Here is a 16536-nt window from a genome sequence, read left to right on the forward strand (position 1 = left end):
GCTGTCCGGGTGCCAGGCCGTGGTTTTTGCCCCTTGACCTGGATGGTAGACTTTAGCCAGCTATGGTAGATGTGGGTCTCGAGCAAGCCTTTGCCAAGGTGCGGGCCTTCCTGGAGGGCGATTTTGAGCACCCGGGCCTGACCCTCTACGACCTGCAGAACCTGGTGGGTTATAGCAGCCGCTTGAAGGTGGACGGCCCCCTTTCCTACACCATGCCTCCGGAGCCTGCGCTGAGCGGAGTGGCGGCAGTCCGGCTTTATTACTACCCCAAAGACCCCGAGGTCAACCTGATTGTCGAAATTGAAGACAAGGCCCGCAAGCGCCACCTGCGCCACTTCAAGTGGAATGGCATCTCCTGGACAGCCCCGCGCGGTCTGAAGTCCGACCTGACCGCTACCCGCGAGGTAGTACCTTCTATCGAGGAGGTAGGGGGCGACTTCTTCCTGGGCTACGCCACCGAAGAAGCCAGGGAACTGGCCGAGGCCATCCGGCGCGGCGAAGCAGCAGGGGCCAAGTACATGCTCTGCACCCGCGACAACACCCGCATCTTTTACGCCCCCTCCAGCTCGCCTCCCACCATCCCCTGCCCACGCTGCGGCAACACCAACATGATCTTCAAAACCCTCACCCTGGCCACCCCCGAAGACCGCATCGAGGCCATCCTGCGCGAGCAGCGGGCCCTGCGCACCGCGCTGGAGGATTTGCTTTTGTACCTCAGGCGCAAGCTGGGGCCGTAGTGGGCTAAAAACCACAAGCTAAAAGCCGAGAGCTGAAAACGGCCCCGCTTTGGTGCGGTTGAGCATTGGAAAAACTCAAGGGTCGCGCCAGTGGTTTCATCGGGGTCATGCCCGAATGCGCTATCCTGATAGATATGGTAACACTAAAAAAGTGGACGGTAGACGAGCTGCTGGCAATGGACAGAGCCGGTCTGCTCGACCCATCCAAGCGTATTGAGTTGATCAACGGAGAGGTCTACGAAATGGGGATTGGGGAGAGTCACGCGGGCACGATTATTCGCATGGTCAAGCTATTGGAGCAGGTCTTTGGCGAACGCGCCCTGGTAAGCAGCCAGAACCCCCTTCGTATGGGCGACCTGGGGCTTCCCCAGCCCGATGTAGCCCTGTTGAAGCCCAGAGACGATTTCTACACCACTGCCTACCCGACCCCTGCCGACGCTTTTCTGGTGATCGAAGTTGCGGACAGCAGCATCAAGTACGATCGTGAAATAAAGCTGCCCAGCTACGCTGAGAACGGGGTTCGCGAGGTCTGGATTGTCAACCTTAACGCCGGCCACACCGAGGTCTACCGCGATCCCCAGGACGGCGAGTACCTGACCAAGTTCACTGTGCAAAAAGGCGCAGCAGTGGCCCCCGCCGCCTTTCCGAGTGACGCCATTATCCCCCTTCCCTGAACCGCAGGGTTTTCGGCCCTCTTGCCAACGCTTCATAGCGGCAGCCTGCCAGGCATCTGATAAACCTGATTGATTCCTTGGACACGAAGATTGCAGCGGTCAAATTTGCCATTTGGTAAAAGTTTTTTATAAGCTGTAAAAAACATACTTCCTTACGATTGGCTCCCCGAAAATCTGCTGTAATGTAAGGCTGATGACAAAAAACAGTCGCCAAATGCTGAATGCCAGAGGCCGTGAAGAAGAGAGCCATCGGCCATGGGCTATCGGCTATCGGCTCAAAGGAGCGCCCAATGGTTGAAGACCGCGAACTGATTGCTGCCCGTGCGGGGCTATCTGCCGAGGAGCAGATCAAACTAGAAGACCTCGAGAACCAGGAGTGGCGCGAGAGCCTCGAGTACATCCTGCGCACTGCGGGCCGAGACCGGGTCGCACAGCTCATGGAGATGCTCGAGAACTACGCCTACCACTATGGGGTGGTCATCCACGACAAGGTCAACACCCCTTACGTGAACACCATCTCGGTAGAGCATCAGCCACCTTACCCCGGCGACCTCGAGCTCGAGCAGCGCATTGCCAACATTCTGCGCTGGAACACCATCGCCATCGTGCAACAGGCCAACAAGAAGGCCGACGGCATCGGGGGGCACATCTCCACCTATGCCAGCATTGCCGAGCTGATGGAGATGGGCTTCAACCACTTTTTCCGGGGCCAGGACTCCCCCGACCGCGACCTGGTCTTCTACCAGGGGCATATGTCGCCGGGGGTGTACGCCCGCAGTTACCTGGAGGGCCGCCTGAACGAGGACGACCTGGGCAAGTTTCGCCGCGAACTGCTGGGCGGGCCGGGCCGTGGCCTGGCCAGCTACCCCCACCCCTGGCTGATGCCCGACTACTGGGAGTTTCCCACCGTCAGCATGGGTCTGGGGCCTTTGCAAGCCATCTACCAGGCCCGCTTCATGCGCTACCTGGAAGACCGCGGCCTCAAGCCCAAGACCAGCGCCAAGGTCTGGGCCTTCCTGGGGGACGGTGAGCAGGACGAGGTCGAAACCCTGGGCGCTCTGCGGGTAGCGGCCTCCGAAGAGCTGGACAACCTGGTGTTCGTCATCAACGCCAACCTGCAACGCCTCGATGGGCCGGTGCGGGGCAACTCCAAGGTGATCCAGGAGCTCGAGAGCGTCTACCGCGGCAACGGCTGGAACGTGATTAAGGTGGTCTGGGGCAGTGCCTGGGACGAGTTGTTCGCTAAGGACACCGAGGGGGTGTTGCTGGAGCGCATGGAGCAACTGGTGGACGGCGAAAGCCAGCGCTACGCGGCCTACGGCGGCAAGGAACTGCGGGAAAAGTTCTTCAACACCCCGGCCCTGCAAAGGCTAATTGAGGGCATGACCGACGAGGACCTCGACCGCCTGACGCTCTCGCGCGGTGGGCATGATAACCGCAAGATTTACGCGGCCTTCAAAGCGGCAGCCGAGCACCGGGGCTCGCCTACGGTCATCATCGCCCGCACCGTCAAGGGTTACTGCCTGGGTCCCACCGCCCAGGCCAAGAACGTGGCCCACCAGGTCAAGAAGCTCACCTTAGAAGACCTGCGCGAGGCTCGCGACGCGCTGGGTATTCCGATTTCGGACGAGGACCTCGAGAAAACCCCCTTCTACCACCCCGGCCCGGACTCGCCGGAGGTGCGCTACATGCTGGAGCGTCGCAAGGCCCTGGGCGGGCTGATTCCCGAGCGGCGGGTGCGCGAGTACCGGCTCAACACCCCCGACCTGGCCTTTTTTGAGGAGTTTCTGACGGGCTCGGGCGGGCGGGAAATTTCCACCACCATGGCCTTTGTGCGGATGCTCACCAAGCTGGTGCGCCACCCGGAGGTGGGCAAACTCATCGTGCCCATCGTGCCCGACGAGGCCCGCACCTTTGGCATGGAAGGGGTTATCAGCTCGGTGGGCATCTACTCGCCCAAGGGCCAGCTTTACACCCCGGTAGACGCCGGCACCGTGACCGTCTACCGCGAGTCCGAGACCGGCCAGTTGCTCCAGGAGGGCATCAACGAGGCCGGGGCCATGTGTAGCTTTATCGCCGCCGGTACGGCTTATGCCAACCACGGCATACCCACCATTCCCTTCTACATCTACTACTCGATGTTCGGCTTGCAGCGGGTGGGCGACCTGGTCTGGGCCGCCGGCGACCAGCGCACCAAGGGCTTCCTGATGGGGGCCACGGCAGGCCGTACCACCCTGAACGGCGAGGGTTTACAGCACGAGGACGGCCACTCGCATGTACTGGCCCTGCCGGTACCTAACATGCCCGCCTACGACCCGGCTTTTGCCTACGAGCTGGCGGTGATCTTGCAAGACGGGCTCAAGCGCATGTACCACGATGGCGAGGACATCTTCTACTACATCACCCTGATGAACGAGAACTATGCCCAGCCGGCCATGCCCGAGCCACGCGAGGAAACCCGCCAGGGCATCTTGAAAGGTCTGTACCTGTTCAAACGGAGTGAGCTGAAAAAGCCCCGGGCTCGAGTGCAGCTTCTGGGTTCGGGCACCATCCTGAACGAGGTTATCAAGGCTGCCGAGATGCTCGCCGAGTACAACATTGCCGCCGACGTTTGGAGCGCGACCAGCTACAAAGCCCTCTACTACGAGGCCCAGGAAACCGCCCGCCACAATCGTCTCAACCCCAGCAGCAAGGCCAGGCTGCCCTATGTGGCGCAGTGTCTGAACCCCACCGAAGGCCCGATTGTGGCCGCCTCGGATTACATGAAGGTGCTGCCCGACCTGCTCTCGGGCTACCTGAACCGCCCCATCCACAGTCTGGGCACCGACGGCTATGGGCGCTCCGAGACCCGCGAGGCCCTGCGCGACTTCTTCGAGGTGGATGCCAGGCATGTGGTGGTGGCAGCGCTTTCGGCGCTGCGCGGCGAAGGCAAGGTTAACGTCAATACCCTCACCGAAGCCATCAAAAAACTGGGCATTGACCCCAAGCGGGAGGCGCCGCACAAACGCTGATAGCCAATGGCCGATAGCTCATAGCAATAGAACAGCCATTCGCAATGAGCTATTGGTGCGATCGAAGGGAGCATTGCATGGCCGAACTCAAACTACCCGACCTGGGCGATAACGTGACCTCCGCTGTGGTGGTGGGGGTGCTTATCAAGGAAGGCGATACCATAGAGGCAGGACAGCCGGTGTTGGAACTGGAAACCGACAAGGCCGTAATGGAAGCTCCCGCTTCCGAAGGGGGCACGGTTTCTAAAGTGATGGTCAAACCCGGCGACGAGGTGAAAAGCGGGCAGGTGATAGCGGTTCTGGGCGGTACTGCGCCATCTGCGGAAACCCCCAAGCCTGCACCCGCAACGCCCCCCCCGCCGACCCCTGCCCCTGCCGCAGCCCAGCCTGCCAGTACACCGTCAGTAGCCCAACCCCCCAGCGTACCGGCCCCCCCGCGTAGCGCGGCTTCTCTGCCCGGCGCTCCGGCAGGGCAGCGCCGGCTGATCCCCGCGGCGCCGAGTGTGCGCCGGCTGGCTCGAGAAATGGGGGTTAATCTGCTGGAGGTGGTGGGCAGCGGCCCCGCCTACCGCATCTCCGAGAGCGATGTAAAGCGTTTTGCTTCGGGTGAGGCGCCGGTGCTCGCGCCTGCCCCCCAGCCCTCGAGCCCGTCTGCTCCAGCGCTGCCCGACTTCAGCAAGTTTGGTCCGGTGCGCCGTGAGGCCATGTCGGGGATTCGCCGGGCTACGGTGCGCAGCATGGCCCAGGCCTGGAGCACCATCCCGATGGTGACCCAGTTCGACAAGGCCGACATCACCGAGATGGAAGCCCTGCGCAAAAGGATGGCCCCCCGGGCTGAAAAACGCGGGGCCAAGGTTACCATGACGGCCATCTTGCTGAAGATTGCCGCCGCTGCGCTCAAGCAGTTCCCCAAGTTCAACGCCTCCATCGATACCGCCACGAACGAGATCATTTACAAAGACTACGTCCACATTGGGGTAGCAGTGGACACCCCCACGGGCTTGCTGGTGCCGGTGGTGCGCGATGTGGACAAAAAGGGCGTCATCGCCCTGGCTGCCGAGTTGGGCGAGATTGCCGCCAAGGCTCGAGAGCGCAAACTCACCCCCGAGGAGATGCAGGGGGCCTCGTTCACCATTTCCAACCTGGGCGGCATCGGGGGGACGGGATTCACCCCCATCGTCAACTGGCCCGAGGTGGCCATTATGGGGGTTTCGCGTAGCAGCATAGAGCCGGTGTGGAACGCCGAGAAGGCCGCTTTTGAACCGCGCAACATCATGCCCTTCTCGCTCTCCTACGACCACCGCCTGATTGACGGGGCCGACGCCGCCCGCTTCTGCCGCTTTGTGGCCGAGATGCTGGAAGACCCCTTCTTGCTGGGGTTTGAGGGTTGAGCTATAGCATTATCGAACCCCCTGGAACCTACCTGGGGGTTTGGGTTTGGTGACACCGGGCTAGATTTCGATGTGCTCCAGCCGGATAACCTGATCCTGGAGGGCAATCTCCAGATGGTAGGCGCCCCCTGTGGGCACCTCCAGCCGGAACGAGCCGGTCAGGCTGAGGGGTGCGGTCAGTTGGGTTTGTTCGTTGCGCAGGGCGGTGGTGCCCTGGATCTGGGCGAGCCTGCTAGGATCGGCCACCAGGTACCCTTGCAGGTAGGCTTTGTGGTTATTCGGTTTCAGGCTCAGATCCAGGTAAAAGTCGCCTGCCTTGTACAGTTGCGACCAGGCCCCGGTGAAGTTCTGGTGGCGCACCGACAGCGAGGTCTTGCGGGAGTCCATCACCAGGATGGCCTGCAGTTGGGGTTTCTTGGATTCGGTCAACATGGCAGCTCCTTAGTTTCCCGATACGGCCCAGGTGACGGCGGCCTCGAGCAGATGCATTCCCATATTGGTCAGGCGGGTGGTGCCGGTGCTGCTGGGGAAGAAGCCCACCCGGCGGTGTAAAGCAAGCCCGCTTTGCATAAGAGTGCCAATATCGTAGCCAAACAAAACCGAGCGGGTGTTGTCAGAGGTCAGGCTGGCTACGCTCACCGCTCCAGCTGCCACCTTACCCCAGTTAAGTGCGTCAGCGCTGCTGTAAACAGAGAGGCTCGCTCCGGGCAGGCCTGCCGAGAGGGGGTGGGTATTGTTAAGCAGGGTGACCTGGGTCTGTCCGGTCTGGGTGTTGCGATCGCCAGCCTTGCCACCGGTCATCCGCATCTCGTCGAACAGATCCCAGTGCATTACCACCACAGGGGTTGCCACATCACGGAATTTGGTGCTTACGTTGCCAGGGCTTACACTCCCTGATACAACGACCACATCGCGGCCTATAGCATCAGTAGACATACTGGCTGCATCAGCTCGAACAGTAACGATATAACCGATGCTCTCGAGGCGGGTTCGAAGAGCTGCATCCCCAGCACTCAGGTTGGTATTCCCCACCACAAACAGAGCCTGTTTGCGGGGTGCTTCGGGTAACTCCTGCAAGAATCGCACCAGATTGATAAAGCGGTAATCGCTTATGGGACTCCCTGCACTCCAGAGACGTGACTCGAGGGTACCCCAGTTTCCCTGAGCGGTCTCAGTCATGGCAAGTGCCAGCGCTCCGGAGACCTGTGGGGTGGCAAAAGAGGTACCGCGATAGAAGGCATAGCGCAAGCCTGGATAGGCTCCTGCCACTCCCTCACCCGGTGCCACCAGCTCCAACACTGTGCCTGTGCAGGAAAAGAACGACATGGTCAGAGCACTGCTCACGCTGCCCACGCTTAGCAGGAATTGCTGCCCGTTCCCGCTCCTGGCCCAGGCGGCGGGGTAGGTAATGTTACTGTCGCCGGTGTTGCCCACCGAAGCCACGATGTACCTGCCCTGTGCAGTTGCAGCGTCCACCATAGTCTTGAGCGCCGCGTTGTTTTCGGTGGTTCCCAAGGACATATTGATAATCTTTGCGTCCATATTTATGGCGTGCTGGATGCCCGAGATCACATCAGCCACCGTGCCCGCCCCATCGCCATTCAAGACCCGGATGGGCAGGATGGTGGCCCGGGGGGCCACTTGCAGGATCAGGCTGGCCACCCCGGTGCCGTGCCCGTACATGGTGCCGGCGGCCTCCTGGGGAATGCCGTCCCTATCTACAAAGTCGTTGTGTTCACCTAAAGGGGCCAGCCGACCCACAAACTGGGGGTGGGCCAGGTCAATCCCGGTGTCCAGCACCGCTACCTTGATGCCCTGCCCAAAACTGCGGGCCAGAGCCTGGGCCTGGGGCACCTTGGTCAGCATAAACTGGAAGCGGTTTTCGCTGGGGAGGGCGGGGATGGTACTGGTACCCCCCGCCCAGCTATTCCAGCCACCAGCCCAGCTATTGAAGCCTCCCGCCCAGCTATTGAACCCCCCGGCCCAGGAGTTGTAGCCCAGGGCGGTGGCCGGGGCGCGCACGGTGGCGTTGGGTTGCAGGGTGGTGTTCTGCAGCGAGACCCCCCTCCCCTGCAGGGCGGCTGCGGCCTGGCTGCTGAGCTTCAGGATGGCCTGCTCCCCTAGCCAGGCAATCACCTCGCCCCCGTAGCGCTGGGCCAGGCCTTCGGGGGTGTCACTGGCGGTGATGGGCACCGTCAGCAGGTAGCCGTTATCGCTGGCGGGCAGGGCGGTGGGTCTGGTTGGGCCACCGCAGGCTGCCAGCAGCGCGACTAGCGCAAGTACAATGGCTTGGTAGAGCCAGATATGGATGGAATGGCGTTTTTCATGCATAGGGTTCGCTCCGTAGAGTTCTTGCTAACCCCAACCTAGGCAAAAACCTCAAGGTCAAGCGCGAAAAGAACCGTTACTTGCCCCCGCAAGTAACGCCAATCCAGGAAAGCACCTATCAGAGGCACTTTCGGGGGTGGGGCGTTATGGGTGTTACGGGAAAAATGGGGTTGTATTAAGAATCAACCCCTGGTGGGTACGGGGCTGTTTGGGGGGTGTCGCTGCGCAGTTGATGGGCAGGGTGGTAGGGGTAATACCAGAACCATGTGAACCCCTTGCGGGAGAAGGTGGCGAAACCCCGCCAGTGCTATCACGCCATTGACTGCATCTGGGGTGTTGCCTGATGAGGGGGCTTTGGAGTGCCCAAACTATCCGCGTAAAGCTGGTATAACCCTGTTGTGCTAGGACGAGGGGGCGATGTGCTCGAGCACCGCCCGTACCACCCCGTCGAGGTCGAGGTGGCTGGTGTCCAGGATGATGGCATCCCTGGCAGGTGCGCTCTGTTGGTGGTCGGCCTGGTCGCGCCGGATGATTTCGGCCAGCACCGTCTCGAAGGCTGCATCCCGCTCGGGGACGCGGCGTCTGGCCCGCACTTCGGGGCTGGCGGTCAGATAAAACTTGTGTTGGGCTTGGGGAAAAACCGTGCTGCCCATATCGCGCCCGTCCACCACGAACGGAGGCGGAATTCTGCGTAGTACGTCGTTGACGTACTGCCGGATGGCCGGGCGCACGGCCACGGCAGAGACAATCTGGTCTACCTCGAGGCTGTGCAACGCCTCGCTCACCTCGTGGCCGTCCAGAAAAACCAGGTTCTGGGTGGGGGTGGGCTTGAGCTCGAGGCGGTACTTCCCCAGCTTTTGCTCGATTTCCTCGGCGGAGACGTTCTCGAGCAAACACATCAGGGCCACCGCCCGGTACAGCAGGCCGCTGGAGATGTAGGGGATGCCCAGGCGCTGGGCGACCAGCTTGGCCACGCTGGTTTTCCCCGAGGCGGAGGGGCCGTCTATGGTGATGATGCCTTGCATATGCTAGGTGCAGTGCCAGAACGCTATTGCAAAAAAGCCGGCGAGTTGCCCCATGTCTTGGGTCTCAGGTCGCAAGTCAGAAAGCGGGAGGTCACGGCACATACGAGCCTGTGATTGCCTCAGCGCATATCGGTGTGACATCTCGAGTTTGCTCGTACATTTCGACATTTGCTCAGACTCCTGGGGCTACTGCACTAAACCTTACCCGCTAGCCGCTCCAGGTCTTCCCAGAAGCTTGGAAAGCTGATGCTGGCCCACTCGGCCTCCTTCACCACCACCCCTGTGGGCAGGCCGCAGACCGCAAAGGCCATGGCGATGCGGTGGTCGTGGAAAGGCTCCACCATGCCGCCGCTCTGCACGCTACCGCCCCGAATTTTGAGCCAGTCGTGCCCCACCTCGACGGGCACGCCCAGGTTTTGCAGGTTTTTAGCGATGGCCGCTACGCGATCCGATTCCTTGACGCGGAGTTCCTCCAGGTTGGGAATAAAGGTCTCGCCCTCGGCCCAGGCTGCCGCGGCGGCCAGGATGGGCACCTCGTCCACCATCAGCGGAATCAGCCTGGGGTCTACCGATACCCCTTTGAGCGCGGACGAACGGGCTCGAATCCGGCCCACCGGTTCGCCGTCCTGCCCTTCGCTGACCTGCCAGCTCAGGTCGGCGCCCATCTCCTTGAGCACCGTGAGCAGGCCGGTGCGGGTGGGGTTGAGACCCACCCCCTCCAGGGTGAGGTCGGAGTCGGGGGTAATCAGGGCCGCCACCAGGAAAAAGGCCGCGCTGCTGAAATCGCCCGGAACGGTCAGGTCTTTGGCGGCGAACGGCTCGGCCCGGCGGGTGCGGATGAGGGGGCCCTCGAGTTCGATGGGCAGGCCATAGTGCCGGAAGACCCGCTCGGTATGGTCGCGGGTGGGGGCGGGCTCCACCACCTCGGTGTCCTCTTCGGCGAACAGACCAGCCAGCAAGACCGCACTTTTGACCTGCGCGCTGGCCACCGGAAGCTCGTAGTGGATGCCCCGCAGGCCACCGCCGCGTATGGCCAGGGGCGCCAGCTTGCCGCCCTCACGCCCCTCAATGCGGGCCCCCATCTGCCGCAGAGGAGTGGTTACCCGGCCCATGGGCCGCCGCCGCAGCGAGGCGTCACCGGTGAGCACCGTGAAGATTTCCTGCCCCGAAAGAATTCCGGCCACCAGCCGGATGAGGGTTCCGGCGTTGCCGCAGTCCAGTACGTCGGCGGGCTCGTGGAGCTTGAGACCCACCCCTTTGATGCGAAAATGCTCGCCCTGCTCGCTAATCTCGGCCCCCAACTGCCGCATGACCTGGGCTGTGGAGAGGGTGTCGCCGGCCTTGAGGGGGTAGTAGAGGGTGCTTTCGCCCTGGGCCAGGGCGCCCAGCATCAGCCCCCGGTGGGTGACCGATTTATCGCCGGGAACGCGCAGGGTACCCTTGAGGGATGCGGTAGGGGAGATGAGTCGTTCCATAAGTCCAACCGGGATTATAGCCTGTGGGGGGTCTGTGCTTACGCTTCGCAATTTGCGACTTACCCACAAGAACTCAGAAACATCAAATTCCCAGCGCGGTTAGCCGTTATAGTTTAGGTGCTATGGATGCTGCACTCAACGGCCCCGAGCCGCGCTATTGGGAGAAGATTCGCACCGTTGCAGACACGCTGCGCGAGCTCGAGGGCCCCATCATCATCGTCTCGCACGTGGATCCTGATGGCGATGCCATTGGGTCTTCACTGGGGCTGGCTCGAGCCCTCAAGGCTTTAGACAAGAAAGTGACCTGGATTGCCGACCCACCGCGTTACCTGCGTTTTCTGGTGAAGGAAGACGAATACAGCGAGCCCATTACCCATGTGCCGGAAGGCGCCACCCTGGTGGTGCTGGACTCCGCCGAACCGAGCCGGGTGGCCGGTGCGCCGGTGGAAGGGTTTGTCATCAACATTGACCACCACGGCACCAATCCCCGTTTCGGCTACCTTTCGGTAGTAGACCCTTCCAAGGCCGCCACGGCCCAGATGGTCAAGGATTTGATAGACGCGCTGGGGGTGACCTGGAACCCCGAGATCGCCACGCCGGTGCTGACCGGCCTCATTACCGATACCGGCAACTTTCGCTTTGCCAACACCACCCCCGAGGTACTCCACACCGCTGCCGAGTTGGTGGGGCATGGGGTGCATTTGGCCGAGCTGACCGACCGCTTGCAGTGGCGACCGGTTAGCTACTTTAAGGCCCTGGGGGCGGTACTCTCCACGGTGGGGTTTCACTATAACGGCCTGCTCGTCACGGCCCACATGCCCTCCGAGGTTACGGTAGAGGACTCCGACGACTTTGTGGGCATGATTCGCTATGCCGAAGGCAGCCAGATTGCAGTCTTCTTGCGCGAGCGCGAGGAGGGTATCAAGCTCAGCATCCGCAGCCGCGGCGGCGTTTCGGCCCAGGCGGTGGCGGTAAAGCTGGGAGGGGGCGGCCACGTGCCTGCGGCGGGGGCTACCCTGCGCGGGGTAACCTTGGACGAGGCCTACCGGCAGGTGCTGGCTGCTGTGGAGGCAGAACTCAAGCGGGTGGGGTACATCTGAAGTTGCGTGCTTGACCCCAAAATTGGTTTTCGTTGGCCGCAAAGCAATCCGGGGAGACTGGGGCAGTGCTGCCCTGGTGAGTTATATCAAAACCCGGATCGTCATCTTTGAGAATCGTTCCAAAGCCCCCTCATCCGACGACACCCCAGACCTAGCCATTGACCTCACTGACGTCATTCCTGCATGCCGCTGACGGGGTGTCGCCACTTTCTCCCGTCCAGGGGAGAAGGCAAGAGGTTCAGATGGATTTGGTAAAGAGGCCTCTATTTTGCCTTCACCTCTTGGTGGAAACGCTGACAGACTGCAAAAAACGGCGACTGCACGGTCAAGGAGCAAGGCGCTCCGGGCAGCCTTGACGCTGCTACTTTTAGCCCATAGCATTGCAGAGAACCTTGCCCGTTGGGGCGAGTGGTTCTTCTATCAAGAGCAGTGGAGGGAACGGCCCGACGAAGCTGCGGCAACCTGCGGGTGGCCTCGCCCATTACCGAGAAATACCCGCGCCTGGTGCCAAATCCGCCCCGGTGGTCGCTAGGCACAGCAAAGACCCCAGGGGAAAGATGGAAGAAGGGATGATGTGCCCTTCTTCAAGTAGCACTGAAGGAGGGTTTATGGATTTTGCCAGTTTAGCTGTTTTGAGTGGGCTTCCCGAACATGATCCCTACCACCCGGTGGGGGTGCCGATTTATGCCACCGCTGCCTATGGGTTTACGGATCTGGAAGATGGAGCCTATAAATTTGCCACCAACCAGGGCTACACCTACACCCGCATCCAGAACCCCACAGTAGCGGCCCTCGAGGCCCGTCTGGCTGCGCTGGAAAGCGCCGTCGGAGCGGTGTGTCTGGCCTCGGGGCAAGCTGCCAGCTTTGCTACCCTGCTGGCCCTGGTGCGCTCGGGCGATGAAATTGTGGCCAGCCCCGGTTTGTTCGGGGGCACGGTGGGGCTTTTGAACCAGGTGTTTGGGCTGATGGGTATTCGAGTGCATTTTGTGGAGCCCGAGGTGGAGGCGGTACAGGCGGTTTTGAATGAACAAACCAGGGCCGTGTTTGTGGAAGTGCTGGGGAACCCATCGCTGCAACTTCCAGACCTAGAGGGGCTTGCCCGGCTTTGCGAAGAGCGCCGGGTAGCCCTGGTGGTGGACAACACCTTTGGCGCGGTGGGGGCCCTGGCCCGCCCGCTCGAGCACGGGGCGCACGTGGTGGTGCACAGCCTGACCAAGTGGGCCAGCGGGCACGGCTCGATTCTGGGGGGAGCGGTGCTGTCGCGGGAAACCCCGCTCTGGCAGCACTACCCACAGTTCACCAACCCCGATGCCCAGGGCAAAATTCCCTGGGAGCAGTTCGGGGCGCGATGTTTTCTGGAGCGGGTGCGCCAACTGGGGCTATCGCTGGGCGGTATGGTACTTTCGCCGTTTAATGCCTACCTGCTGTTCCAGGGTTTGGAGACCCTCGAGCTGCGCATCGAGCGGGCTTGTCAAAACGCCCTGACCCTTGCCCGGTGGCTCGAGTCCCAGCCCCAGGTGGCCTGGGTGCGCTATCCGGGCCTCCCCTCCGACCCTGCCTACCCCAGGGCGGCCCAGTATCTGCGGGGTGGGTTTGGTAGCATCCTGACCTTTGGAATTCGGGGGGGGATAGAAGGAACCAGCCGTTTTCTGGCCCATCTGCGAATCATCCAGGCCCCCAACGTGGGCGATGCCCGTACCCTGGCGGTGCACCCCTGGACAACCACCCATTCCCGAATTGCCGAGCCTGCCCGTCTGGCAGCGGGGGTCAGGCCGGAGATGATCCGCCTATCGGTGGGGTTGGAAAGCCCGCACGACATCCAGCAAATGCTTGCCGAGGGCTTGCAAGCAGTGGAATGGGTAAGCCATGAAGATTAGCACCCTGCTGCAAAGCGCCAAACCCGTCATCTCCTTTGAGTTTTTTCCACCCAAAACGCCGCAGGGGGAGGTTGCGCTCTTTCGCACCCTGCACGAGTTGAAGCCCCTCAAACCTGCGTTTGTGTCCATCACCTATGGCGCTGGGGGCAGCGAGCGAAGCAAGACCGCTCAGTGGGCGGCCCGCATCCAGAACGAGGTGGGCTTGCTGGCCATGGCCCACCTGACCTGTGTGGGCAGTACCCGCGAAGAGTTGCTTTCGGTGCTGCACCAGTACGCCCAGGTGGGGGTGAAGAACATCATGGCCTTGCGGGGCGACCCACCCAAAGGTGTGCGGGAATTCCAGCCGGTGGCCGGGGGGTTTCGCTATGCCTCCGAGCTGGTTGAGCTGATTCGTTCTGAGTTCGGCGCTACCTTTGCCGTGGCGGGAGGAGGCTACCCCGAAGGACACCCGGAGGCGGTGAGCCTCGAGGCCGACCTGCAAAACCTGAAGCGCAAAGTGGATGCCGGGCTGGACTTCGTGGTGACCCAGCTCTTTTTCAACAATGCCCTGTACTTTGGTTTTGTCGAACGCGCGCGCCGGGTTGGTATCGAGGTGCCGATTGTGCCGGGCCTGATGCCCATAACCGACCTGGCCCAGATTCGCCGCTTTATGGACATGTGTGGGGCCAGTATTCCGGGGCCGCTGCTCTCCCGATTGGAGAAAGCCCAGACCCCCGAGGAGGTGCTGGAAATTGGCGTCGAACACACCACCCGCCAGGCCCAGGAACTGCTGGAAGCGGGGGTTCCGGGGATTCACCTCTACACCCTCAACAAATCGCCCGCCACCCGGAGGGTGATGCAGAATCTGCAAACGGTTTTGCGATGATCTTTTCCCAGGGCACATTTCGGGGCAAAATGGAGGGGAATGCAAACCACGGTAGCAGCCCCTGCCCAAAGCCTGACCCGCCAGGGTGCTGGTTCCCAGGTGCTCATGCGCGGTTTGCTTTTCACGCCCTCCATACCGCGTTATGTGGCCGCCAAGCTGCTGGGCAAACGCTATCCCCCCAGGGCGCTGTCCCTTCAACTGGCCATCCTGCCCGAGCCTGAACGTCCTCCGGGCTTTGAGCGCTTGAAGGTGCGGCTGGCGGGCATCTGTGGGAGCGACCTGGCCCTGCTCTACGGCAAACAAGCGCCCACCCTCTCGGGGATGTTCTCTTTTCCAGCCGTGCTGGGACACGAAATTCTGGCCGAGCTGGGGGGGGTGCGGGTGGCGGTCAATCCGGTGCTCTCGTGCCTCGAGCGCGGCCTGCCCGACTGTCCGGCCTGTACTAGAGGCGACGATCACCTGTGCGCTAGCGTGGCCGAAGGCAATTTTGCGCCCGGCATGATTGGCTTTTGCCGTAGCCTGGGGGGTGGCTGGGCCCAGCGCATGGTGGCCCACCGCGAGCGCATCTTTCCCATAGACGAACAGGTGCCCGATGAACGCGCCGTGCTGACCGAACCTGCGGCGGTGGTCTTGCACGGGTTGCGGCAAGCCTGGGGGAAGGGCAGGCTACCGACGGGGCTCCGGCCAAACCCGGAGGGTTTGTACGGGTCTGCCGACAGCATGGACTGGCCAGCGCAGATTCTGGTCATTGGGGCAGGAACCATTGGGCTCCTGGCCATCAAAATGCTCAGGGTGCTGGGCTTCGAGGGGCCTTTGTACGCTGTAGCCCGCCACCACCGCCAGGCCGAGCTGGCCAGGGTGTTTGGCGCCAACCAGATTTTCCCCTCTACCCAGGCTGCCCAGCAAGCAATGGGGGCCCGGCGTTACAGGGGTATTCTGAAAGCAAACTCCTGGCGGGGTGGCTTCGAGGGGGTGGTGGAGGCTTCCGGCTCTCCTGGAGGCTTGCAGGAGGCCAGCTGGGCGGTGCTCGAGGGGGGGCGGGTCTTGCTGCTGGGAGCCCCCGCTACCGCCCTCCACGATTTTTCGCCCTACTGGTTCCGCGAGATTGGGCTCTTTGGGAGCTACGCCTATAGCTGGGACGACTTTGCCCAGACCGTGAAGCTGCTACCCGAGCTAAACGGTATCGAAACCATGGTGACCCATCAGTTTGGCCTGGAAGCCTGGCCCGAGGCCATCAGAACCGCGGTTACACGGCGGGGCATCAAGGTGGTGTTCAAGCCCTAGAGGGCTGATAGTGCATGGTCGATAGCTGATAGCTGATAGCTGATAGCCAAGTAGCAGAGCGCTTATCGCTGGTTGCGGGCCCTTTCGGAATCCTTTGATTGTCGATATGCGAACTTCAGGCCAGCGTGCGTGGCGCTTGGCGCGATACCCCTGAAGCATCGTTCCTGCTTTCACCGCATGGCAGCCAGTTATGGCGGTTTGCGGTTTAATTCGATATAGAGGATGGCAAACCGCTTCCCCGATGATGTTACCGACTGCCTCACCCCCAGGTTATTTACTGAAACCGCTCTTGCGCGGTGATTTTTGCAACAAACGGGAGGGTTTATGACAGGAGACAAACCGACCAATGGCAGGGATCGGGCGACCATCTGGATAGGGGTGGCGGTGCTGATGGGGTTTGCGGTTCTGGTGGTTTACATGTTTAGCCTGCTGACCTCGAGCGAGACCACCTGGAACCGCGCCCTCTACCTCTTTGCGGGAGTGGAGGCCATTGCCTTTGCGGCGGCGGGGTATTTTTTTGGGCGGGAGGTCAACCGTCAGCGGGCCGAGAGCGCGGAGTGGCGGGCTGGCCAGGCCGAGCAGCAGCGACAACAATGGAGCGAACGGGCCCTCGAGGCTGAAACCAAGGGCCAGAGCTTACGCGCTGCCCTCTGGGTCAAGGCGACCGAACACCCGGAGCTTGCGGAGATGGCCCGGCTATCCGAGGCGCTATTTCCCCAGAAATAGCGAGAAGCGCGAAAAGCCCTTTTGCTGCGACAGCCTTTTGCGC

At 61.8% G+C, this 16536-nt stretch carries 13 protein-coding genes and 1 riboswitch; of the genes, 9 read left to right on the forward strand and 4 right to left on the reverse strand.

Translation table 11 applies throughout. The features are described from left to right. The first annotated feature begins 62 nt into the window (after positions 1-62). From J3L12_RS01770 to J3L12_RS01785, 4 genes are all read left to right on the forward strand, one after another. Positions 63-737: a hypothetical protein gene (locus J3L12_RS01770; protein WP_208013331.1), complete on the forward strand. Its 675-nt coding sequence runs from the start codon at positions 63-65 to the stop codon at positions 735-737. 134 nt (positions 738-871) lie between these two features. After that, positions 872-1411: a Uma2 family endonuclease gene (locus J3L12_RS01775; protein WP_243454821.1), complete on the forward strand. Its 540-nt coding sequence runs from the start codon at positions 872-874 to the stop codon at positions 1409-1411. 290 nt (positions 1412-1701) lie between these two features. Next, a complete protein-coding gene (gene aceE, locus J3L12_RS01780) occupies positions 1702-4422 on the forward strand; it encodes a pyruvate dehydrogenase (acetyl-transferring), homodimeric type (RefSeq protein ID WP_243454822.1) in 2721 nt (906 codons plus the stop codon). Positions 4423-4499: 77 nt separating this feature from the next. Next, entirely contained in the window at positions 4500-5813 is a 1314-nt protein-coding gene (locus tag J3L12_RS01785; RefSeq protein ID WP_208013332.1) for a 2-oxo acid dehydrogenase subunit E2, read from the forward strand. Positions 5814-5873: 60 nt separating this feature from the next. Here J3L12_RS01785 and J3L12_RS01790 read toward each other — a convergent pair whose 3' ends face one another. The 4 genes from J3L12_RS01790 to aroA all read right to left on the reverse strand — a co-directional run bounded on the left by J3L12_RS01790 (position 5874) and on the right by aroA (position 10641). Further along, positions 5874-6245, reverse strand: coding sequence for a hypothetical protein (locus J3L12_RS01790; RefSeq protein ID WP_208013333.1), 372 nt, complete (start codon positions 6243-6245; stop codon positions 5874-5876). Between the two features lie 9 nt (positions 6246-6254). Next, positions 6255-8144: a S8 family serine peptidase gene (locus J3L12_RS01795; RefSeq protein ID WP_208013334.1), complete on the reverse strand. Its 1890-nt coding sequence runs from the start codon at positions 8142-8144 to the stop codon at positions 6255-6257. 398 nt (positions 8145-8542) lie between these two features. Further along, a complete protein-coding gene (gene cmk / locus J3L12_RS01800) occupies positions 8543-9166 on the reverse strand; it encodes a (d)CMP kinase (RefSeq protein WP_208013335.1) in 624 nt (207 codons plus the stop codon). Positions 9167-9360: 194 nt separating this feature from the next. Then, positions 9361-10641, reverse strand: a complete 1281-nt coding sequence (gene aroA, locus J3L12_RS01805; protein ID WP_208013336.1) for a 3-phosphoshikimate 1-carboxyvinyltransferase — start codon at positions 10639-10641, stop codon at positions 9361-9363. 122 nt (positions 10642-10763) lie between these two features. Here aroA and J3L12_RS01810 point away from each other — a divergent pair, with 122 nt between their 5' ends. The 5 genes from J3L12_RS01810 to J3L12_RS01830 all read left to right on the forward strand — a co-directional run bounded on the left by J3L12_RS01810 (position 10764) and on the right by J3L12_RS01830 (position 16493). Then, on the forward strand, positions 10764-11741 hold the full coding sequence (locus J3L12_RS01810) for a bifunctional oligoribonuclease/PAP phosphatase NrnA (protein ID WP_208013337.1): 978 nt from the start codon (positions 10764-10766) through the stop codon (positions 11739-11741). A gap of 414 nt (positions 11742-12155) precedes the next feature. Next, a riboswitch (SAM riboswitch) is annotated at positions 12156-12305 on the forward strand. A gap of 44 nt (positions 12306-12349) precedes the next feature. Next, complete coding sequence (locus J3L12_RS01815; RefSeq protein ID WP_208013338.1) at positions 12350-13618, forward strand: aminotransferase class I/II-fold pyridoxal phosphate-dependent enzyme; 1269 nt, start codon at positions 12350-12352, stop codon at positions 13616-13618. Further along, positions 13608-14483: a methylenetetrahydrofolate reductase [NAD(P)H] gene (metF, locus tag J3L12_RS01820; protein ID WP_208013339.1), complete on the forward strand. Its 876-nt coding sequence runs from the start codon at positions 13608-13610 to the stop codon at positions 14481-14483. Before J3L12_RS01815 ends, metF begins: the two co-directional genes overlap by 11 nt. Positions 14484-14588: 105 nt before the next feature. Next, positions 14589-15767, forward strand: a complete 1179-nt coding sequence (locus tag J3L12_RS01825) for a zinc-binding dehydrogenase (protein WP_208013422.1) — start codon at positions 14589-14591, stop codon at positions 15765-15767. 324 nt (positions 15768-16091) lie between these two features. Then, positions 16092-16493 (forward strand): hypothetical protein, encoded by a 402-nt coding sequence (locus J3L12_RS01830; RefSeq protein WP_208013340.1) that lies wholly within the window; start codon positions 16092-16094, stop codon positions 16491-16493. The last annotated feature ends 43 nt before the right edge of the window (positions 16494-16536 follow it).

The organism is Meiothermus sp. CFH 77666, from assembly GCF_017497985.1.
Lineage (GTDB): Bacteria > Deinococcota > Deinococci > Deinococcales > Thermaceae > Meiothermus.

Bases quoted from the DNA above. Each gene is read 5' to 3' on its own strand.
- J3L12_RS01770 (WP_208013331.1), top strand. From the start codon at position 63: ATGGTAGATGTGGGTCTCGAGCAAGCCTTTGCCAAGGTGCGGGCCTTC.
- J3L12_RS01775 (WP_243454821.1), top strand. From the start codon at position 872: ATGGTAACACTAAAAAAGTGGACGGTAGACGAGCTGCTGGCAATGGAC.
- aceE (WP_243454822.1), top strand. From the start codon at position 1,702: ATGGTTGAAGACCGCGAACTGATTGCTGCCCGTGCGGGGCTATCTGCC.
- J3L12_RS01785 (WP_208013332.1), top strand. From the start codon at position 4,500: ATGGCCGAACTCAAACTACCCGACCTGGGCGATAACGTGACCTCCGCT.
- J3L12_RS01790 (WP_208013333.1), bottom strand. From the start codon at position 6,245: ATGTTGACCGAATCCAAGAAACCCCAACTGCAGGCCATCCTGGTGATG.
- J3L12_RS01795 (WP_208013334.1), bottom strand. From the start codon at position 8,144: ATGCATGAAAAACGCCATTCCATCCATATCTGGCTCTACCAAGCCATT.
- cmk (WP_208013335.1), bottom strand. From the start codon at position 9,166: ATGCAAGGCATCATCACCATAGACGGCCCCTCCGCCTCGGGGAAAACC.
- aroA (WP_208013336.1), bottom strand. From the start codon at position 10,641: ATGGAACGACTCATCTCCCCTACCGCATCCCTCAAGGGTACCCTGCGC.
- J3L12_RS01810 (WP_208013337.1), top strand. From the start codon at position 10,764: ATGGATGCTGCACTCAACGGCCCCGAGCCGCGCTATTGGGAGAAGATT.
- J3L12_RS01815 (WP_208013338.1), top strand. From the start codon at position 12,350: ATGGATTTTGCCAGTTTAGCTGTTTTGAGTGGGCTTCCCGAACATGAT.
- metF (WP_208013339.1), top strand. From the start codon at position 13,608: ATGAAGATTAGCACCCTGCTGCAAAGCGCCAAACCCGTCATCTCCTTT.
- J3L12_RS01825 (WP_208013422.1), top strand. From the start codon at position 14,589: ATGCGCGGTTTGCTTTTCACGCCCTCCATACCGCGTTATGTGGCCGCC.
- J3L12_RS01830 (WP_208013340.1), top strand. From the start codon at position 16,092: ATGACAGGAGACAAACCGACCAATGGCAGGGATCGGGCGACCATCTGG.